The 19894-nt window shown below is 59.6% G+C and carries 26 protein-coding genes; 21 read left to right on the plus strand and 5 right to left on the minus strand.

Features of this window, described 5'->3' with window-relative positions:
• Nucleotides 1–124: 124 nt before the first annotated feature.
• Nucleotides 125–664, plus strand: a complete 540-nt coding sequence (locus tag DKW65_RS13325; RefSeq protein WP_111657908.1) for a cytochrome b — start codon at nt 125–127, stop codon at nt 662–664.
• On the opposite strand, the gene DKW65_RS13330 is transcribed toward DKW65_RS13325, so the two are convergent.
• Nucleotides 657–932: a YebG family protein gene (locus DKW65_RS13330; RefSeq protein ID WP_111657909.1), complete on the minus strand. Its 276-nt coding sequence runs from the start codon at nt 930–932 to the stop codon at nt 657–659. The genes DKW65_RS13325 and DKW65_RS13330 overlap by 8 nt on opposite strands.
• Before the next feature lie 142 nt (nt 933–1074).
• Here DKW65_RS13330 and DKW65_RS13335 point away from each other — a divergent pair, with 142 nt between their 5' ends.
• The 3 genes from DKW65_RS13335 to DKW65_RS13345 all read left to right on the plus strand — a co-directional run bounded on the left by DKW65_RS13335 (nt 1075) and on the right by DKW65_RS13345 (nt 3156).
• Nucleotides 1075–1626, plus strand: a complete 552-nt coding sequence (locus DKW65_RS13335) for a dihydrofolate reductase family protein (RefSeq protein ID WP_111657910.1) — start codon at nt 1075–1077, stop codon at nt 1624–1626.
• 131 nt (nt 1627–1757) lie between these two features.
• Nucleotides 1758–2210, plus strand: a complete 453-nt coding sequence (locus DKW65_RS13340) for a DoxX family protein (RefSeq protein WP_111657911.1) — start codon at nt 1758–1760, stop codon at nt 2208–2210.
• A 31-nt stretch (nt 2211–2241) separates the two neighbouring features.
• Nucleotides 2242–3156 carry a pirin family protein gene (locus DKW65_RS13345; protein ID WP_111657912.1) on the plus strand — a complete coding sequence of 305 codons (915 nt, stop codon included), beginning with the start codon at nt 2242–2244 and terminating at the stop codon, nt 3154–3156.
• A gap of 13 nt (nt 3157–3169) precedes the next feature.
• Here the strand turns inward: DKW65_RS13345 and DKW65_RS13350 are convergent, their stop codons facing one another.
• Both DKW65_RS13350 and DKW65_RS13355 read right to left on the minus strand, forming a co-directional pair.
• Nucleotides 3170–3811 carry an NAD(P)-dependent oxidoreductase gene (locus DKW65_RS13350; protein WP_111657913.1) on the minus strand — a complete coding sequence of 214 codons (642 nt, stop codon included), beginning with the start codon at nt 3809–3811 and terminating at the stop codon, nt 3170–3172.
• A gap of 28 nt (nt 3812–3839) precedes the next feature.
• On the minus strand, nt 3840–4739 hold the full coding sequence (locus tag DKW65_RS13355; protein WP_245932518.1) for a DMT family transporter: 900 nt from the start codon (nt 4737–4739) through the stop codon (nt 3840–3842).
• Between the two features lie 89 nt (nt 4740–4828).
• Between DKW65_RS13355 and DKW65_RS13360 the strand changes: the two genes are divergently transcribed.
• The gene (locus DKW65_RS13360) at nt 4829–5314 is read left to right on the plus strand and encodes a MarR family winged helix-turn-helix transcriptional regulator (RefSeq protein WP_111657944.1); all 486 of its coding nucleotides are present in this window, start codon (nt 4829–4831) and stop codon (nt 5312–5314) included.
• Nucleotides 5315–5329: 15 nt separating this feature from the next.
• Here DKW65_RS13360 and trmY read toward each other — a convergent pair whose 3' ends face one another.
• A complete protein-coding gene (gene trmY, locus DKW65_RS13365) occupies nt 5330–5926 on the minus strand; it encodes a tRNA (pseudouridine(54)-N(1))-methyltransferase TrmY (RefSeq protein WP_111657915.1) in 597 nt (198 codons plus the stop codon).
• A gap of 53 nt (nt 5927–5979) precedes the next feature.
• On the minus strand, nt 5980–6558 hold the full coding sequence (locus tag DKW65_RS13370) for a hypothetical protein (RefSeq protein ID WP_111657916.1): 579 nt from the start codon (nt 6556–6558) through the stop codon (nt 5980–5982).
• 222 nt (nt 6559–6780) lie between these two features.
• Between DKW65_RS13370 and DKW65_RS13375 the strand changes: the two genes are divergently transcribed.
• From DKW65_RS13375 to DKW65_RS13440, 16 genes are all read left to right on the plus strand, one after another.
• Nucleotides 6781–9396 carry a DUF6351 family protein gene (locus DKW65_RS13375; protein WP_111657917.1) on the plus strand — a complete coding sequence of 872 codons (2616 nt, stop codon included), beginning with the start codon at nt 6781–6783 and terminating at the stop codon, nt 9394–9396.
• A gap of 120 nt (nt 9397–9516) precedes the next feature.
• Complete coding sequence (locus tag DKW65_RS13380; RefSeq protein WP_111657918.1) at nt 9517–9789, plus strand: CopG family ribbon-helix-helix protein; 273 nt, start codon at nt 9517–9519, stop codon at nt 9787–9789.
• Entirely contained in the window at nt 9786–10067 is a 282-nt protein-coding gene (locus DKW65_RS13385; protein ID WP_111657919.1) for a type II toxin-antitoxin system RelE/ParE family toxin, read from the plus strand. Before DKW65_RS13380 ends, DKW65_RS13385 begins: the two co-directional genes overlap by 4 nt.
• 57 nt (nt 10068–10124) lie before the next feature.
• On the plus strand, nt 10125–10526 hold the full coding sequence (locus DKW65_RS13390) for a PadR family transcriptional regulator (RefSeq protein ID WP_211315806.1): 402 nt from the start codon (nt 10125–10127) through the stop codon (nt 10524–10526).
• 115 nt (nt 10527–10641) lie between these two features.
• Entirely contained in the window at nt 10642–11829 is a 1188-nt protein-coding gene (locus DKW65_RS13395; RefSeq protein ID WP_111657946.1) for an MFS transporter, read from the plus strand.
• Nucleotides 11829–12596 (plus strand): phosphodiesterase, encoded by a 768-nt coding sequence (locus DKW65_RS13400; protein ID WP_162925870.1) that lies wholly within the window; start codon nt 11829–11831, stop codon nt 12594–12596. The genes DKW65_RS13395 and DKW65_RS13400 overlap by 1 nt, the downstream gene beginning before the upstream one ends.
• An 88-nt stretch (nt 12597–12684) precedes the next feature.
• Nucleotides 12685–13008 carry an ArsR/SmtB family transcription factor gene (locus DKW65_RS13405; RefSeq protein WP_111657921.1) on the plus strand — a complete coding sequence of 108 codons (324 nt, stop codon included), beginning with the start codon at nt 12685–12687 and terminating at the stop codon, nt 13006–13008.
• The gene (locus DKW65_RS13410) at nt 13005–13451 is read left to right on the plus strand and encodes an SRPBCC family protein (RefSeq protein WP_111657922.1); all 447 of its coding nucleotides are present in this window, start codon (nt 13005–13007) and stop codon (nt 13449–13451) included. The genes DKW65_RS13405 and DKW65_RS13410 overlap by 4 nt, the downstream gene beginning before the upstream one ends.
• Nucleotides 13448–13813, plus strand: a complete 366-nt coding sequence (locus DKW65_RS13415) for a DoxX family protein (RefSeq protein ID WP_111657923.1) — start codon at nt 13448–13450, stop codon at nt 13811–13813. The genes DKW65_RS13410 and DKW65_RS13415 overlap by 4 nt, the downstream gene beginning before the upstream one ends.
• 99 nt (nt 13814–13912) lie before the next feature.
• On the plus strand, nt 13913–16096 hold the full coding sequence (locus tag DKW65_RS13420; protein ID WP_111657924.1) for an OsmC domain/YcaO domain-containing protein: 2184 nt from the start codon (nt 13913–13915) through the stop codon (nt 16094–16096).
• A 495-nt stretch (nt 16097–16591) separates the two neighbouring features.
• The gene (locus DKW65_RS15945) at nt 16592–17128 is read left to right on the plus strand and encodes a calponin homology domain-containing protein (RefSeq protein WP_162925871.1); all 537 of its coding nucleotides are present in this window, start codon (nt 16592–16594) and stop codon (nt 17126–17128) included.
• Between the two features lie 92 nt (nt 17129–17220).
• A complete protein-coding gene (locus DKW65_RS13430) occupies nt 17221–17742 on the plus strand; it encodes a hypothetical protein (RefSeq protein ID WP_111657926.1) in 522 nt (173 codons plus the stop codon).
• 64 nt (nt 17743–17806) lie between these two features.
• Nucleotides 17807–18133, plus strand: coding sequence for a hypothetical protein (locus tag DKW65_RS15950; protein ID WP_162925872.1), 327 nt, complete (start codon nt 17807–17809; stop codon nt 18131–18133).
• Between the two features lie 106 nt (nt 18134–18239).
• Nucleotides 18240–18662, plus strand: a complete 423-nt coding sequence (locus DKW65_RS15955) for a hypothetical protein (RefSeq protein ID WP_162925873.1) — start codon at nt 18240–18242, stop codon at nt 18660–18662.
• Nucleotides 18659–19462 carry a tetratricopeptide repeat protein gene (locus DKW65_RS13435; protein ID WP_111657927.1) on the plus strand — a complete coding sequence of 268 codons (804 nt, stop codon included), beginning with the start codon at nt 18659–18661 and terminating at the stop codon, nt 19460–19462. The genes DKW65_RS15955 and DKW65_RS13435 overlap by 4 nt, the downstream gene beginning before the upstream one ends.
• 141 nt (nt 19463–19603) lie before the next feature.
• Nucleotides 19604–19828: a transposase gene (locus DKW65_RS13440; RefSeq protein WP_111657928.1), complete on the plus strand. Its 225-nt coding sequence runs from the start codon at nt 19604–19606 to the stop codon at nt 19826–19828.
• The last annotated feature ends 66 nt before the right edge of the window (nt 19829–19894 follow it).

The raw sequence follows: 19894 nt of genomic DNA on the forward strand, positions 1-19894 counted from the left end.
TGCTGCTCATTCACGACTACACTTTGATCTCGCTCGCCAGATGATAAGAGCTTGAGGGGCTCGATATGCTTGCAATAGTCTTTTCATCTAATGTTTGAATGCCGTTAGGACAAGGAGACAGGACATGGGACTTCGCAGCACGGATACCCAATGGGGCGCCACCAACAAACTGCTGCACTGGGCGCTGTTTCTGGCCGTACTGGCCACCTTTGTGGCCGTTAATGTGGCTGGCACTTATGATCGCGACACCGACGAACGCGCCTGGTGGATGGTGATGCACCGCAGCTTCGGGCTGACCGCCATGCTGCTGATGGTGATCTACCTGGTGCTGCGCCCCTGGACCGGCCGCCCCTATCAGCACGGCGCCCTGTGGCAATCGCACCTGTCCACCGTGGTGCACTGGGGCCTGATGCTGCTGGTGATCGGCATGCCCATCGCCGGGCTGCTGATGTCCCAGTTTGCCCAGCGCGAAGTCAGCGTATTCGGCTGGTTCGCCATCCCGGTGGTGCTGGGGGAGAACCGCGACCTGTCCTCGATGATCTACGACGCCCACACCAAGGTGGCCGCGCCGCTGATTTTCGTGCTGATCCTGCTGCACATCGGCGGCGCCCTGTGGCATCACTTCCTGGACAAGGACAATACCCTCAAGCGCATGCTCAAGTGACGTCGGGCGGCGTGGTGCCGGACGAGTCCAGCTCGTCCAGCGCATCCGCCTGGCTCTTGAACGCCTTGGCAAAGATGGTCCGGTGACGGGCCATAAAGATGCCCAGATTCTCCCCCTGTTCCTCGCTCAGCGACGGCTCGGCCTGTTGCAACACACTGGTGAGCCGTTCGGCCAGCTCCAGCATCTTGTCATGGCGGTCGGCTTCGGCTTTATCCATGAATAATTGCTCCAGATCCCGGCTGCTGCGATATACCACTTCGACGGCCATTCATTACCTCTGCGTCTTGTTGTACTGTACATATGGTCAGTGCGCAGAGAATAGACGAATGTGCCGCGCTTGAACAGGCCATCTGTGTCGAAATCTGCGCAGCCGGAACGACAGGCCTTGTTGAGAACCCGGGAGATTCGGTATGGCCCATGTGATTCATTCCATCAACGCGACGCTGAGTGGGCGCTGCCACCACCTGGACAGCCTGATTGATGATACACATCACCAGTATGCGATCGACCTGGTGACCGCCGCTGATGCCCTGATTCTAGGTGCCCGCACCTTTGCCCTGTTCGAGGCGTTCTGGCCTGCGGCCGCAAACCGGCAGGATCTGCCGGAGCACACGGTCGCGCTTGCACGGGCCTTTACGCAGACCCGCAAGTATGTGGTGTCCGCCAGGCCCGTAGAGACGAGCTGGGAAAACACAGTGCATGTGCCTGGCCCGGGCCTCACCAACCTCGCGAAAACCTTGAGCGAGGTGCCAGGCGTCGCCGTGCTTTTCGGCAGCCCCGGCCTGGCCGCCGCCATGATGAATGACGGGCTGATCCATGACGTGCACCTGCTGGCCCAGCCCCTCATTGGCGTAGAGGGGCCTCAGGCGTATACCGGTTTGAGCCAACGGGTCGACCTCACATTGGCAGAGGCCAGGCCCTTCCCGTCAGGTGTTGTCCTGCTGCGCTACAAGGTGGGCTGACATCCTCCAAGATCAGACACCCTCCAAGATCAATAAATTAGATAAATAACCGCTAGTCCAATATATTCATATCAGCTCTGTTGATGGCTAAAGTGAACGTCACTGGTTCGCTTACTTCTGGAGATCTGACCATGAATACCACCCTGATCAATCGCGTTATCGGCACCGACGCCAGCCTTGCTGGCCTGGCACTGCGCATCCCCACCGGCATCATCTTTATCGCCCACGGCGCCCAGAAGCTGTTCGGCAGCTTTGGCGGCCACGGGCTGGAAGGCACCGGGCAATGGATGGCTTCGATCGGCCTGCAGCCCGGTTACCTGATGGCTCTGGCCGCTGGCAGCGCGGAGTTCTTCGGCGGTATTGCCTTGCTGCTGGGCCTGTTAACCCGCCCGGCGGCGGTCGTGCTGGCGTTCACCATGCTGGTGGCGATCTTCGCGGTACATATCGGCAACGGCCTCTTTATGAGTAACAATGGTTACGAGTTTGGCCTGTCGTTGCTGGCGATCTCGGTGGCGCTGGCCATCAGTGGTGGTGGCCGGGCCTCGGTCGACCGGTTGATCAGCCAGCGGCTTGCAGCAGTCTGACGTTGATTCACCTACAGGGAAGGGATGCGCCATGAGCAATGTTCTTGATCACGCTGAGCAGCACTGCGACAGCCTTGCAGCGCCGTGCAGCGCTATACAGCTGATCCTGACGCCCAAGGACACCGACCTTGGTGGTTTCTCCGTGCGGCGCCTGCTGCCCACAGCAAGGCGTCGCATGGTGGGGCCGTGGATTTTTTTCGACCACATGGGGCCGGCGCACTTTCCCGCCGGCACCGGCATCAATGTTCGCCCGCACCCGCACATCGGCATTGCCACCGTGACCTATCTTTTCGAGGGCGAAATCCTGCATCGGGATTCGTTGGGCAGCGTGCAGCCGATTCGGCCCGGCGACGTCAATCTGATGGTGACCGGGCGCGGCATGGTGCACTCGGAGCGTGAACGCCCGGAAGTGACCGCAGTGAATCACACCCTCAACGGGCTTCAGTTGTGGCTGGCGCTGCCGGCTGAACAGGAAGAGATCGCGCCGGCGTTCTACCACCACCCTGACAGCGACGTGCCACAGCAGGAGGTCGACGGCGTGGCGGTGCGCGTGATCATGGGCAGCGCTTATGGTGTGACGTCGCCGGTCGAGACCTTTTCCGAAACGCTCTACTTCGAGGCCCACCTGCGTGCCGGACAAAGCCTGTTGCTGCCGGAGGCACCGGAGCGGGCCGTCTACGTGGTCAGCGGCAGCTTGCAGGCAGAGGGCACCACCCTGCCGGAGTGGTCGATGACCGTCTTTGCCGAACAACCGGGAATCCGCATTACCGCCAAGACGGATGCGCGCATCGCACTGATTGGCGGCGCGCCGGTGGGGGAGCGTTTTATCGACTGGAATTTTGTGTCCAGCCGTCGCGAACGCCTCAAGCAGGCCAGGGAAGACTGGCGTGCGCAACGTTTTCCTCTGGTGCCGGGTGACGAGGAGGAGTTTATTCCGCTGCCATGACCCGGTGGCAAACTCAGTAGCCGAGGGTGAAAGCACGTCGAATATGCTGTGGCATCTCCGCTTCATCCAGCATGGCTACCGCAAAATCCTCCATTGAAATACGCGAGGTGCCGTTCGCATCGACCACCAACGTGTCGGTATCAAGACGATACTGCCTGGTGCGCGTTCCCGGTTGCAGCATGGCGGCGGGTGAAAGGTAGGTCCAATCGGCGCGATGTTCGTTCAGGCAAAGGTGGTACTGCGCTTGGCAGGCACGAGCGATCTGCCGCGTTGATGCGGGCAGGAAGTCTGGCGCACTCAGCACGGTTTCCTCGCCACGGCCAGGAAGACGCAAGCGCGCTGCACCGCCAACAAAAAGGGCGCGCAGACGGTGTGCTATGGCGCCGTCGAGAACCGAGCGGGTCAATGTGACCAGGGCATCTTCATGCCCTTCGGGTGGGCGAAGTGCACTGATAATCAAGTCCTGACCGTCAAGCGTCCGGCTCAGTTGCGCAGGGTCTGATACCTCTGCAGCGCAGGGCTGGACGTGCTCGGGTAACGAGCCGAACTGTTCCTTGTTCCGGACCACACCGGTGACGGTATGTCCGCGCCGCAGTGCTTCATGGGCGATGCGTCTGCCGACGTTTCCGGCCGCGCCAAAAATAATGATATTCATCAGGGATCTCCTTTGAAGTGATATCGGGTTATGCGGACCTAGCTTTGCCGAGCGAGAGCAGGGCAACGCCAACGATGATCAGGGCGGCACTCAGGAGCAGCCCGTCGGGTGCGGTCTCGCCGAGCAAGAAAATAGCCACCGGGACGCCCACCACCGCACCGACAGAGCCCAGCAGACTCAGCAGAACCGGGCCGCTCGTTTTCTGGAGCATAAGCAGCAGCAGGAACATCCCGGAGAACACCACAGCCTGCACGACGATGAGGATGAGCGGCAGGCTCCGGTCCAGAGGAACCGCAAGCGAGAAACCGGGCAAGAGTCCTGTCCCGAGTAGCATCACTGCGGCAGCCACCAGCATCCCTGGAGCCAGCGCATCGGCCGATACGCCTCTGGGCCAGCGCAGGGTGCGATAAAGATTGCCGATGGCCAGCAGGATCGGCCCGAGCAGGGCAATGAATATCCATAGCCCGTCCGCATCGGGCGCCGAGTATTGGCGTAACGCCAGCACGCCGGCACCGCCCAGCGCCACGGCTACGCCCAGGGCGCGCATCATCCGGAAACGCTCCAGCTTCCAGATCAGGGCGCCGACATAGGTCAACAGTGGCGGCAGTGAAATGATTAACGCAACAAACCCCGCGCCCACATGGGGGACAGCTGAAAAGAAGATCAGATTGGAGCCCGCCACGCCCACCAGCGCAGAAACGCCATAGTATTCCAGCGCTCGAATGTGAACGGGCGGCAGGTCTCGGCGCACAGCGGCGACCACCATTAACAACAGCGCTGCGCCGACGACGGACCAGGTCAGGAACGCCAGCGGCGACAGGTGGGCCTCGGCTGCGAGTTTTGCCAGATTGGTGGATAGCCCCAGCAGGGCCCCGCCAGATAGAAGGCTTAGCAGCGGGACCAGCTTCGCTCCTTGCAGGTTCTGCATGACCATCACTCCTTGCTATTTATCTTGATATCAAGATACATGGCCATAAATCTTGATGTCAAGATAAACCCATGGGACACTCGCTTCCCATGGATAAAGTAGACGGCATTCTCGAGCAGTGGCGCCGGGCGCGCCCCGATCTTCAGGTTGCGCCCATGGGCACGATAGGGCGGATCAAGAAGCTCAATCAGTACCTGATGCGCAGCATGGAGAAGACCTGGTCCGAGCACGGGTTGAATGGCGCGAGTTTTGATGTGCTGGCCACATTGCGCCGCGCGGGCGCGCCCTACGCGTTATCGCCGGGGGAGTTGATCGAGGCGACCATGGTGACGTCCGGTACCATGACGCATCGTGTCGACCAGTTGGAGAAAGCCGGACTGGTGGTCAGGACCCGGAATCCCGAGGATGGTCGGGGTTGGCTGATTGCGCTTTCGTCAGCGGGGCTTGATCTGATCGAGGCGGCGGTGACCGCCCATGTGGAGACACAGGCGAAGCTGGTTGCCGTCCTGACGGATGACCAGCGTGCCCAACTGGACGATTTGCTCAGGCAGTTCCTGAGCGGATTCGAACAATGACCACGCCCATCATCGCTACCCGGCCAGGTCCAGCTCGTTGTGAATCAGCACCACGCACTGTGACGCAAACAGCATGGTCGGTCCCAGGCTGATCTTTTCTGCGCCGAGGCGTTTCAGGCTGCCGAAGGTCTTTTTCGGCATGGGGATATGATCGGTGAGCACGAAGCAGGGGTTGCCAGCGAAGGTGACGTCACGAATGGGGTCGCCTTTCTTGTCCATCACATAGAGCTGATGGTCTTCCGCCAGATCTTTTACCAGCTTCTCGAAGCTGACCGTGCGCACCCGGATGCCCGGCTCCACCGCACGTTCCTGTTCCTTGCCCAGACCCTGCGAGGCGTCCAGCGCCCGCGCCACCTTGGCCAACAGGGCCTGCTCATGAAAGCCGCCGATATGCTGCATCTCGGCGGCCGCAAAGGTGATGGTGCGAGAAAAATCCCGGGTGCTTTCCAGCACCAGATGCACCACCACATCGTCCCGGTGCGACTGTGCCACAAACAGGCTGTTCATCAGCGTATGGGCCAGTATTTCCGTATGCGCCTCGCCGCCCACCTGGGCCAGCAGGGCCTGACTGTCGGTGGGCGCCGCACGGGCGCGAAGCACGAAGGTACGCATGGCAATCGCTCTGGCAAAAGGCGGACGCAGTATAGCTGATCGGTGGGCCTGCCTCAGAAGCGCGGCAACGCATCATGCAGCCAGCGGTGGCAGACGCGCTGATAGACGGCCTCGAAATGGGCATCCACCGGATACTGCCGCAATGATTGTTCCAGGACCTGAAAACGGCGGCTGCTGAGTGTGAAGATGCCGAGGGTCACCCCCACCAGCGCGACACCTGTCAGGCCGTCATGCAGGATGGCCATGACCCCCGCGGTAAACAGCACCAGCAGCACGCCGATCTGCACCAGCGCCAGCCACATATTGCGCGCCACCATGGCCGTAAAGGCACGCCACGCAGCCAGACTGTCGATGGCCGGATAGCGCCCGGTAAAGCGGCGGATATCCAGATAGCAGACCCCCATAAAACTCATGGCAACCCCCCAGGCCATCAGCAGGATAACCGGTGCCTGGGCCTTGAGCAGAGCGGGCAGCGGCGTATCCCCCAGCAGTGCTTCGCCGTAAAACGGAAAGCCCAGTGCCAGCATCAGGGTGATGACGGTAATCACCATCACGATGGCCGGTATCGATTCGGTATTGTCCAGCAGTGGTGCTTCAGGTGCTTTCCAGCGATCGTCCGGTTCTTCGTTCATGGTCCGCTCCCCCGTGCCATGTTGGTCTTTGTTATCGCCTGATTCTGCCTGCAACCGGGCCGCTTGGGCAGGGGGGCCGGATACACGCCGAGAACAGAGATGGCACGCCCGTAACGATTTTGCTACCGCTCACCAACCGACCTGTCGGCGGCGCCCTCCTAGACTTCAAGGTGCGCTATTGCAAAGTGCCCGTCCGCGACGGGAAGTCTTCAGGAGAGCCCTATGACAACAACAAGACTGCTGATCGCAGCAGGAACCCTGTGTTTGCTTGCCGCCTGCGGCGGCTCATCGTCCATCAACGGCGCGGGGCCCGGCAGCCCGCCGGGCGGACCGGGTGATCCGGGTGGCCCCGGTGCCGGGCAAGGCGAAATCCGCGTGCTGTCCAACCGTGCGGACCTGATCAGCGGCGGCGATGCCCTGGTGGAAGTGGTGCCAGGCTCCCCCGACCAGCTGGACGGCGCCCGCGTGCTGCTGGGCAGCACCGACATCTCCGATCAGCTGATCCGCACTGACGAGGGCACCCTCAAGGGTCTGGTGGAGGGCCTGGCGCTGGGCCCCAACACCCTGCGAGCGGTACTGGGCGGCAACACGGTGCTGGAACAGCAGATCATCAACCACCCCCACGGCGGCCCCGTCTTCTCCGGCCCACAGATCCAGCCCTGGCAATGCACCAACGCCAACGCGGTGGACGCGCAGTGCAATCAACCGCCCGAATACAGCTTCAAATACGTACCGGCCGACCGGCTGCAAGCCCTGCTCACGGATTTTGATCCGCAGAACCCCGGCTTGCCCGCCGCCTTCCGGCCCTTTGATCCCGAGAACCCGCCCGCCGACGGTGACATTGCCCGGATCACCACCGATGAGGGCGTCGAGGTCCCGTTCATCGTGCGCCAGGAGCGCGGCGTGCAGAACCGTGACCGCTACCTGATCATGACCCTGTTTCAGCCCGGCGAACCGTGGAGCGCCGTGGCGCCGCAGCCGCAATGGAACCGCAAACTGCTGATCCACCACGGTGGCAATGTCGGCGTGAGCTATGGCATGGGCAATCCGCCTGAAGGCGATATCGCTGGCACCGCCCCCGACGGCGCCGAGGTGCTGCTGGGCGACAGCATCACCACAGCCCTGGCTCGTGGCTTCATGACCCTGTCCACCGCCCAGGGCAACCTGGGCCACAACGCCAACCTGGTGACGGCGGCTGAATCACTGATGATGGCCAAGGAACGCATCATCGAGCAGTACGGCGAAATCCGTTACACCATCGGCACCGGCTGCTCCGGCGGCTCCATCACCCAGCAGCATGTGGCCAACGCCTATCCGGGCATCTACCAGGGCCTGATCGTGCAGTGCTCCTACCCGGATGTGTGGACCACCGCGACCCAGTTCGCGGACTACCACCTGCTCAGCAACTACTTCGGCCTGCAAGTGCCGGAAGGTCCTGAAGGCGTGCCCGACCTGCTGAGCTCAGCGCTGACGGGCGACGTGTTGCTGCTGCAATGGGCTGCTTTCTATGGCCATCTGCCCCTCAACCCGGTGGTGTCTGATCTGGCTTTCTTCCCCTCGGCCGCGCCGGATCAGGCGAGCTGCCCCCGCTTGCAGGACGGCGTCCAGGTGTATGACCCGGATACCGCCCCGGACGGCCTGCGCTGTGGCTTGCTGGATTACATGATCAACCAGTTCGGCCCGCGCCCCTCGGAAGTCTGGACCCCGAACGAAGCACTGCTGTCGCGCGGCTTTGCCGGCATTCCTCTGGACAATATCGGTGTGCAGTACGGCCTGGGTGCGCTCAACCAGGGCCTGATCACCCCGGACCAGTTCCTGGCAGTAAACCGTGACATCGGCGGCCTGAGCCTGGACATCCGCCCGCAGCCTGAACGCACCCGCGCCGACATGGCGACGCTGCGCAACGTCTACCGCACCGGCGGTATCAATACCGCCGAGCATCTGGCCAACGTGCCGATTATCGACCTGCGCGGCCCCGACCCCGGCATCGCCCACGACGCCTTCCATTCCTGGCAGATGCGCGCCCGCCTGGAAGCCACCCAGGGCCACGCGGATAACCATGTCATCTGGTACGGCCCCGCGCCCTTGTTCGGTGATTCGGTCTTCACCACCGAAGCCCTGCTGGTGATGGACCTGTGGCTTTCGGAAATCGAACAGGACGACCGCGAAGTGAGCATCGCCCAGCGCGTGGTGGACAACAAACCCACCTTCGCCCGCGACCGCTGCCTGTCCTTGTCCGGCCTGCTCGGTGGCCCGGATGGCCCCATCGTGCCGCTGACCGGCAACCTGCTGTACCCCGATCCCCTGTTGCCACTGCTGGACCTGTCGCTGCTGCCCTCGGCCCCGGCAGAACTCGGCGTGATCGCCGACGCCCTGACCGGCCAGGTGTGCGGCCTCGACCCGCAGACCCTGCCAGTGGTGAATGACCTGCCGGTAATCAGCGACCTGCTGGGCATTATCACGGGCATCCTCAACCCGATCCTCGAGCCCATCGTGACCCTGCAACAGACCGTGGTGCAGACCCGCTTTGGCACCCCGCGCACCGTGGCGGGGGACGACATCCGCACCCTGACCAACAAGTGCCAACTCAAACCCGTGGACCCGGCGGATTATCCCGCACTGGTGGCCAACGCCAGCTTCCTGCAACAGGTGGAAGAGATCTTCCCCGAAGGCGTCTGCGACTACAGCCAACCGGGCGAGGGCGTACTGCCTACAGAAACCTGGCTGCACTACGGCGACAGCGAACAGGTGATCTTCGGCGGTGAGCCGCTGGACGAACGCCGTGCCCGCGGCTCTCGCCAGGGCTGGGCGTCACCGGCATTCGACGTCGCCCTCTGACCCGCGCGCCTGAACGCGCAAGGCTGCCGGCGCGCCCGGCACCTTGCGCGTTTTTTTATGGCCGCCGTTCAGGTGACTATGATGTAATACACTGTAGTCAATCCGAGCGAGGAGCAAATCATGGGCGTGACAACGGTTCGCCTTCAGGCCGAGGTTGAACAACAGCTGGAAGCCATCGCCAGCCGACTCCAGCGCAGCAAAGGCTGGGTGATCAACGAGGCACTTTCCGAGTACATCCAGAAGCAGGCGCTGGAGCAGGCGCGCTGGCAGCAAACCCTGGAGGCCATGGCGTCAGCTGCCCAGGGCAAAGTCGCGGAGGCCTCGGATGTGCATGACTGGCTCAGCAGCTGGGGCACGGACAACGAGCAGGACGCCCCGGAGTCTGGCCGGTGAAGCTGGTTTATACCGATGACGCTATCTCCGATCTAAAGCGCCTCAGAGCCTTCATAGCAGAACACAACCCTCAGGCGGCCATGAGCGTCGCCAGGGAACTGATCAGCCGGGTCGAGGCGCTGCGCCAGTTCCCGCGTATGGGTGTGCCGGTTGAAATGGCTCCCGATCCTGACACGGTGCGGGACATGGCGTTTGGCCGGTATGTGGTGCGCTATGCCGTCCACTCCAGTGTCATCATCATTCTGCGGATATGGCATGGGCTGGAGGGTGAGCGGTAAGGCACGAGTGACAACTCGGCTTGACGCATCGAGCATCGAGGCATAAAGTCCGACACCATGAGCCCATCGGACAAACAAACACGCACCCGGCAGACACCGGATTACAGTGATCCCCGCTACTGGCAGGGGACCATCAAGATGTCGTTGTCCAAGTTCTTTGTGCTCAGTGTGCTGCACCGCAAGCCCATGCATGGCTATGAAGTGGTGCATGCCGTGGAGCAAAGCACCAACGGCTGCTGCAGCCCGTCCGAGGGCACCGTGTACCCGGTGCTGAATGAGTTTGAAGCCGGGGGCTATCTGTCTTCCGCCGCCGAGGTGGTGCAGGGCCGCGCCAGAAAAGTCTACACCCTGACCGACAAAGGCCGCGAAGCATTCCAGGTGGCCGTTGAGGCCTGGCTGGATGCGACGGATTGCATCGTTGCGAGCAAGCTGGCGGCGGAAGAGGGGCAGGGGGCATGACTTTCGTTGTGTCGTTTTTTTTGCCCAAAAGCCTCGATGTTCGATGCCTTGATCATGGATGCCTTCGCCGGTGCATCCTCCCGCCCGCGCGGCGCGCATCAAGGGTGTGCCGCGGATGAGCGCACGCCGACGAGTCGTAGTGACATTGGGTCTGACGCAAACCCTGGCCTGGGGCTCTACCTACTATCTGCCCGCCATTCTCGCCGAGCCCATGGCGCGGGACCTCGGCGTTTCCACGGGCAATGTCTTTGGCGCCTTCTCCTTGGCGCTGATCCTGACCGCGATCCTCGGCCCCCCGGCGGGGCATCGTATTGATACCCACGGCGGCCGTGGTGTGCTGGCGAGTTCCAGCCTGCTGTTTGCGGCGGGGCTTCTCTCCTTGGCGCTGGCTCAGGGGCCGGTCTCCCTCTGGTGCGCGTGGGCGATCATCGGCGTCGGCATGGCCGTGGGTCTCTATGACGCCGCCTTTGCCACCCTGACAGCGCTTTATGGTCACCAGGCGCGCCGCGCCATTACCGGCATTACATTGATGGCCGGATTTGCCAGCACCGTATGCTGGCCGATCACCGGCTGGCTGGAGGCAGAGTTCGGCTGGCGGACGGCCTGCATTATCTGGGGCGCTGCGCATCTGCTTATCGGCCTGCCGCTGAACCGCGTGCTGCTCCCCGGGGGCATCCGGGCTGCAACACCTCACAGCATAGCCCCGCCTGCCCGGGCGGCATCGGTACGCTTCGCCATGCCGCTGCTGGCGCTTGTTTTCGCCATTACGTGGATACTCAGTACCGCCATGGCGGCGCATCTGCCGCGTCTGCTGCAAGAAGCCGGGCACACCGCCACGACCGCCATTGCGCTGGCCGCATTGGTCGGCCCGGCGCAGGTGGCGGCCCGGTTTCTGGAATTTTCCCTGCTGCGGCGTTTTCACCCCCTGGTCTCCGCCCGGCTGGCCAGCGCCGCCCATCCTCTGGGCGCCATGGCCATGCTGCTCTTCGGTGCACCGGCGGCAGCGCTGTTCACCCTGCTGCACGGCGCCGGCAACGGCATTCTCACCATTGCCAAAGGCACCTTGCCGCTGGCCATTTTCGGCCCCCGGGGCTATGGCCGGCGTCAGGGCTGGCTGATGGCACCGGCGCGCTTTGGCCAGGCGTTTTCACCTTTTCTGTTTGCCTTGCTGATCGAACGTCTTGGCAGCGGGGCGCTCGCTGTGTCCGCCGCGCTCGGGCTGGTGGCCCTGGGCGCACTCACCTTGCTGCACTATTTGATGAGGCAAGCCCTCGCCACTGATTTGCGACAGGGAGCGCAATGATGAACACACACAAACTGCTCTGGATTACCGACCTGCATCTGGTAGAACCCGGTCACCCCTGGCCACAGCACGTCGATCCCTTACCGCGACTCCACGCAGTATTAAATGAACTGCGAGATCAGCACGAGGATGCAGACCGCCTGATTCTTACCGGCGATCTGGTGCAATCCGGCAGTGTGCAAAGCTATCAGGTGCTGCGGGACGTGCTGCAGGATTTCCCGATTCCCTGGCGCTTGCTGGTGGGCAATCACGACAAGCGCGACAACCTTCGGGAAGTGTTCCCCCGGGTGCCTGTGACCGAAGGCTTCCTGCAATTCGCCGAGGAACTGGATGGCACCCACCTTATCTACCTGGATACTCAGGCAGAGACTGGCCATCACGGCGAACTTTGTCCTGCCCGACTGGCGTGGCTGGCGGCGCAATTGCAACGCGCCGGCGCAAGCCCGGTGTTGATCTTCATGCACCATCCCCCCGTGGCCATCGGCATGCCGCCCCTGGACCGGTTGCGCCTGCGCGATCCGGATAATGCGTTTTCGCGACTACTGCGCGCCCGCGCCGCACCGACCCAGCTGCTGTGCGGCCATCTGCATCGCAATGTCAGCGGACGCTGGGCGGGCCACCCCTTCACGGTGCTGGACAGCACCCATCTGCCGTTGCGCTTCGATATGGTCAGCGACCGTTTGACGCGTTATCCGGGCGCGCCGACGTACGGCGTTATCCTGCTGGACGGCGACAGCGTGGTGATCAATGCGGTCCAGCAGCTTTGACGAGTAATGCCGGACACAGATGACTTGACCAATTCATAACCCGATGATTATGATTTCATCCATAACTTCATGGTTATGGGTTTCCGCAATGCTGCAAGCTCACGAAACACTCTTCAAGGCCCTGGCTGACCCGACCCGGCGCGCCATTTTTGAGCGGTTGTGTCGTCACGGCGACCTGACTGTCGGCGCGCTGACCGCCGAGGCCGGCGTGTCGCAACCGGCGGTGTCGAAGCACCTCGGGATACTGAAGCAGGCCGGGCTGGTCAGCGACCGCCATGAGGGACGGCAAACGCACTACCGCGCCCAGCCAGCCGCGCTGAACCCGCTGAAAGAGTGGACCCAGCAGATGACCGCGTTCTGGCTGGCGCGCTTTGACGACCTCGAACGGGTGCTACAGGGGATGGACCAATGAATAAACGTGCTGAAGACACTCAGTCTGTGGTGGTCGAGCGAGAGCTGCTGCATCCGCCAGAAAAAGTCTGGCGCGCGCTGACCCAGCCCCACCTGATGGAGGCCTGGCTGACCAAGACAGACTTCAGCGCGGCAGTGGGGCACTGCTTCGCATTGCAGTTTGATTGGGGCGCCGTCGAGTGCCGCGTTCTGGAGCTCGCGCAACACCAGGCGCTGTCGTACACCTGGGAATCGGGCGCGCTGAAGAGCGTGGTCCACTGGACCCTGACGCCTACCGCCAAAGGCACCCTGCTGCGCATGGAGCAAGCGGGCTTTGCATCGGCGGATTCGCCGGACTACCCGCAGCAGGCGCGGTACTACATGGGCGCCAAAGCCGGGTGGCCGCGATTCATGGCGGCACTGGAGCGAGTTCTGGAAAACGAGGAAGAGGGCGTACAACAGTGAATATCACACTTTGGATCTTGCAAGGTCTGCTCGCGTTTCACACCGTGATGGGCGCCGTCTGGAAATTCTCCAACTCGGTGCAAACCGTGCCCTCATTACAGGCCATTCCGCAAGGCGCCTGGCTCGGGCTTGGCGTATTCGAACTGTTTCTGAGCGTGGCGCTGATTCTGCCAGCCCTGTACAAACCGGCAGCGCTGCTGGCGCCCATGGCGGCGCTCTGCATCGCCGCTGTCATGTTGCTGTACTGCGGCCTGCACCTGGCCTCCGGTGATGCGAATCACGGTCAGATGATCTACTGGCTGGTGGTGGCCGCCGTGTGCGCGTTCATTGCCTATGGCAGGTTTGTGCTCAAGCCGCTTTAACAGAAGGGCAGCAGCAGGGCAGCAGCAGGGGCAGGGGGCAAGACGGCAGCACCTAAAACCCGGATAATGTGCGGCCCTGAAATACCCCGGTGCCCGCTCATGGAAATCAAGGTCAATTATCTCGACAACCTCCGCCTGGAGGCCCTGTTCGACGACTTCAAGGTGATTTCCGACCAGCCGATTCGCTACAAGGGCGACGGCTCGGCGCCCGGGCCGTTCGATTACTTCCTCGCGTCCTCGGCGCTGTGCGCGGCCTATTTCGTCAAGGTGTACTGCAACACCCGCGATATCCCCACCGACAATATCCGCCTGTCGCAGAACAACATCGTCGACCCGGAAAATCGCTACAAGCAGATCTTCCGCATTCAGGTGGAGCTGCCGGAAGGCCTTTCCGACAAGGATCGCCAGGGCATCCTGCGCGCCATTGACCGCTGCACCGTCAAGAAAGTGGTGCAGGCCGGGCCGGATTTCCAGATCGAAACCGTCGAGAGTATCGACGAAGACGCCCAGGCCCTGCTGATGGCCGTGCCCGACCCGGCGCAACAGACCTGGATCGAAGGCAAGGACCTGCCCCTGGAGCAGACCATCGCCAACATGACCGCGATGCTGGCCGACCTCGGCATGAAGATCGAGATTGCCTCCTGGCGCAATATTGTGCCGCACGTCTGGTCACTGCATATCCGCGATGCCGCCTCACCCATGTGCTTTACCAACGGCAAGGGCGCCACCAAAGAAAGCGCCCTGTGCTCCGCGTTGGGCGAGTTTATCGAGCGCCTGAGCTGCAACTTTTTCTACAACGACCAGTTCTTCGGCCCCGAGATCGCCAACAGCACATTCGTCCACTACCCGAATGAAAAATGGTTCCAGCCCGGCCCGGACGACGCCCTGCCCGACGGCCTGCTGGACGACTACTGCCGCGACATCTATGACCCCGACGGCGAACTGCGTGCCTCGAACCTGATCGACACCAACTCCGGGAACAGCGAGCGCGGCATCGTGGCGCTCCCGTTTGAGCGTCGGTCTGACGGCGACACCGTCTATTTCCCCTCGAACCTGATCGAAAATCTCTACCTGAGCAACGGCATGAGCGCCGGCAACACCCTGCAGGAAGCCCAGGTGCAATGTCTCTCCGAAATTTTCGAGCGCGCCGTGAAGCGCCAGATCATCGAAGAGGAAATCACCCTTCCGGATGTACCGCAGAGCGTGCTGGAACAATACCCCGCCATTCTCGAAGGCGTGCAGGCCCTGGAAGCCCAGGGCTTCCCCGTGCTGGTGAAAGATGCCTCCCTGGGCGGCCAGTACCCGGTGATGTGCGTAACCCTGATGAACCCCCGCACCGGCGGCGTGTTTGCCTCCTTCGGCGCCCATCCCAGCTTTGAAGTAGCACTGGAACGCAGCCTGACCGAGCTGCTGCAAGGCCGCAGCTTCGAAGGTTTGAATGACTTCATGGCGCCTACCTTCAACAGCCTGGCCGTGACCGAGCCGAACAACTTTGTGGAACACTTTATCGACTCCTCCGGCCTGATCTCATGGCGCTTTTTCAGCAGCAAGGCCGATGTCGACTTTGTGCACTGGAACTTTGCCGGCAGCACCGAGGAAGAAGCCGCCACCCTGTTCGGCTTGCTGGAAGAGCAGGACCTGGAATGCTACATGGCCGTGCACACCGACCTGGGCGCCCCCGTGTGCCGCATCCTGGTGCCCGGCTATTCCGAGGTCTATCCGGTGGAAGACCTGGTGTGGGACAACACCAACAAGGCCCTGCTGTTCCGCGAAGACATCCTGAACCTGCACAGCCTGAACAAACGGCAACTCACCGCACTGCTCGACCGCCTGGAAGAAAGCCAGCTCGACGAACACATGGATATCATCACCCTGATCGGTATCGAGTTTGACGAAAACACCGTATGGGGCCAGCTCACCATCCTGGAGCTGAAACTCCTCATCCACCTGGCACTGGGCGACCACGACGCAGCGCTGGAACACGTCGAAATGTTCCTGCAATACAACGACAACACCGTGGAACGCGGCCGCTTCTACCAGGCCATGCAGGCCGTGCTCACCATTCTCCTGGACGACGAACTGGCGCTGGACGATTACCTGCACAACCTGACCCGCATGTTCGGCCAGGAGACCATGGATGCCGTGGTCGGCTGCACCGAGGGCACCGTGCGTTTTTACGGCCTGACCCCCACCAACATGCAGCTGGACGGCCTGGAGAAACACCAGCGCCTGATCGAGAGTTACAAGAAGCTGCATGCGCATCGCGCTGCCCGAGCCGGATAGCAGCGCCTTACACCGTGGGTGGCTGGCGCTGCAGGCCCCGACTATCGGGGCGACCCTGTTCCGGGGTTGCCATCACCCCGGAGGCGGGGCAGTATCGAAGCAGGGTTGCTGGCGTGGCGAAGAAGCACTCAAGAGAAGCGCTGTTCGCGAGCCATATCAAAACAATGGATTAACGGATGCTCGCCGCAGCACGGACAATGCGCGGGATGTCGGGCAGGGCGGTAGCGTGGCGGCGTCAGTGCGTGCGCTGTAATGACGAACGCGAATTGCGTTGCGCAACTGATCACGCAGCCGTGGCTGCCTGCCGCTGTCCTTGCGCTTGGCATGGAAAAAAGAAGGCAAGCGAATGGGTCGGGCATTCGGTGGGGTGCTGGTAAGCCGTTGAGTTTTATGATCTATTTATCAATATATAAATTTGCTAATTGTGATAGGCCGCCTGCGTAGTTATTGGATATATGCGCCGGCGTCCTAATACCTGTTAGGCAAGGAAGATATATGAGCATCATCAAGCAAGTATCGAAAGATCTACCGAACTTTCCTGATGATGTTATAAATCAGTGGATAGGCTACTACGCAGAGTCTGAGGGTTGGCCGCCACCAGCTCCTCTTGAAGGCAGATGGAAGGGCTTACTTGCAAACAGAGACCTAGAATATTGGTCGTCGTTAAGGTGGAGTAAAGAAGCTCTTTACCCTCCTTCACTGGTGCTAACCCCGAATTGTAATCGTCTTATTCAGGAAATGATTGGTTTCCATGAAGCTGGTGTCCCGTGCCCTTATTCCGAGTTCATGGGTGAGGAAGCAAAACTTAAGCTTGCCAAGCTATTGCAATATCTCCGAGAAAGCGGAAATTTACCCTGCTCGCCGATATTGATTGAGAAACGCGGCGAACACGAAATCATCGATGGCAACCATAGAGTCGTTGCCTACCTCTTATGGGGTTATTGGAAAGATAAGGAGGTCTTTCAAAAAGAACCATTCCCTGTCCCGTTGAACCAAGCGATCGAGTTCTGGGTGGGGCGAGAAGATGCCTAGCAAGTGGCAGCACGGTGACCGTTTTTCCGCCGCACTGCGGCTCCAAACCGGCACGTATGCCAAGCGTTATGCATCAAGGATAGGATGGCGGTATGCAATGGATTCCTGATCTTCTAAAGCACCTCGCAATCTCGAAACTATTCGCTACCGCAGTCTTTTTGAGTGCGGCTGCGCTGCTGTTTGGCGGGTACATCATTCCAGAGCATATCCCGAGATTGGATGGAAATATAAGGGTCTGGGCAATTGGTGCCTTGGTGTTTTCAGCAACCTATCTAATTGCGTGGTTCCTAAGCACCATGTGGCGGGTTGTAACACGTGCGACGGTCGAGTTTGGCTATCGGGGGCGCGATAGAGACCTCTGCGCCTTTGATAAGGTCTTCATCGAGCTTGCTGCGCGGCAGCCTGGGCAGACATTGAACTTGAATGTTCTTAAATATGAACATGGTCAGATGACCCAACTAGAAATGATCCAACACGGCAAGACGTTGGTGAGCCGTGGGCTCCTAATCGTTGGGGAATACGATGACTCAATATTCTCGCTTACAGAGCGAGGTAAGGCTGTCGGAGCGCGCATTCTTGCCGAGAAGCGAGCAGTTGAGGACGTTGATGCATGACCATTCGCAGTAGGTGCGACGGCCCTGACGGGCCGCAGCCTGAGCTAAAACGTTAGGGGTGAGCGTGTTGAAGCATCCATTTTTTAGTGAGGCCATGGATGACAGATTTAGTGCTTTCTCTCTGAGAGCTTCTAGATCTCCAGTATGGTTAGCCCTTGGGATTCTGGCTTTAGTTGCTATTTTGTGTTTTTTCTTTGTGCCACTTGAAAATGGCAGAATTCTTGAAAAAATACTAATTAGTTTTGGCGTAACTGGGGTTCTATTTACTTGGCTAGCTGCCCAGGCGAGCGCATACCAAAGGAAGCGAACGCAATGGCTGGTTGCAGTCTTTTTGTTGTGGCCACTTTCTTACTGGTATCTATTGAGTGAAAAATATCGCGAAATTACCTAACAATCAGCGCCAGTACGCGCCCGTTGGGCGCCGGACGCACTTCGTGCGCCGCTGCGCAGGTCGTTAGGCTTAAAATAAATTTTGCGAAACAGGAAGGGAAAAATAATTGACTGACGAGAAGACAGCAGTGGTGTTTGGACAAGAACTACTTACACAAGAGCTTGTAACGTTTGAACAAGTTCATGTGAATGTGTCTCAGACACTAATTATCACTACCGAAGATCGCATGAATCTTTGGCTGAGAGAGGTGATTGGCCGCATAAAAAAGCAATCAGAATGGGTTGCGCCTCTTGGATTGGTTGTTGCGATTACCCTAACCCTAACAACAACATCATTTAACAATTTTATGCTTCCCGCAGCAACATGGCATGCCATGTTCGTTATTGTTGATGTTGTGGCTTTCCTTTGGTTAGTGATTTCTCTTTGTCATCTTCGAAAGCCACTAATTATTGCAGAAGAAATTGAACAGCTGAAGACGTATTCTCCCATACCGGATTCCAATCCCAAAAAGGGAAGTGTTGAGAAATGAGTGAGAGTAATAAAGTTGATGTTAATCAGTTGATAAAGAATTCTAGCGAATCTTTTTCAAAGGGCAATTATGTTGAAGCTGAGTCTCTCATCCGAGAAGCATTATTTACTGCCGAGAAAGAAGGTAACTTAAGAGATACTGCGGCCTCACTTCATAACTTGGGGACAATTCTATCAAGGATGGCTCGTTATGAAGAAGCTCTAGGGTCGTATTCGAAAGCACTTGCCATAAAGGAACAACTCGGGGAGCAAGGCGCGTCTGTAGCAACAACCCTTAACCAACTGGCTCAAGTATATTCAGCAATTGGCCAAACTCAACAAGCCGAGCGGCTGTATGAGAAATCGCTCTCCATGTTGGAAAGAGTTGGTGATAAGAATTCCGAGGCTATTACTCTGAGTAATCTAGCGTCGGTATATGCGAGCCAAGCTCGTCTAAGTGAAGCAGAAGCCCTCTATAGCAAGGCGCTTGCAATTCAAGAATCGCTAGGTAGCTGGCAAAGTGCCAAAACATATAACAATTTGGGTAATTTGTATTTCTCTCTTCATGATTTGGGCAAGGCCCATGAGGCGTTTCAAAAATCGATAACATTGATGAAGCAGCAACTTGGCGAAAGTCATCCTGATACCTCTAGTGTGATAAATAATCTAGCCTACGTATTAGCTGAAGAAGGGAAAAACGAAGAGGCATCAAAGCTGTTTAGTGAAAGTCTTGACAATCTAAGGCGCGTACTGGGAGCCAAGCATCCTTATGTGAAACAGTTGTCTGAGCGAGGGTTAAGACTAACAAAAAACTCCACCTGACCCACCACCGCGGCGCGAAATTTTGTGCTTTGTGTAGTACAAAAGTCACGCCGCTCCGGCGGGCAGGTGAGCTTGGCGTTAATTCGCCGATTTCCCCAAGAAAAGTAGACACCTAATCCCCACTCAACGGAGGGTGTCATTATGACCAGAAAGACCCGGAACAAGTACAATCACTACACTGAAGATTTTCGGCGCGAAGCGGTACGCCGTGCCGATGATCCCAATACCAGCGCCGCCGAGGTAGCGAAGGAACTCGGTATTCACCCCGGCCAGATCTATAACTGGCGTCGGCAGTATAAGCGGTTGTCCGACAAGCAGTTCAATAGCGTCCAGGGGGTGGACTACTCCATGAAAGAGAGCGAATAGATCCGCAAGCTGAAGCGACAAGTGGCTGACTTGAAGGAGGAGAACGAGTTCCTAAAAAAGGCGACA

Source organism: Isoalcanivorax indicus (assembly GCF_003259185.1).
Classification (GTDB): Bacteria; Pseudomonadota; Gammaproteobacteria; order Pseudomonadales; family Alcanivoracaceae; genus Isoalcanivorax; species Isoalcanivorax indicus.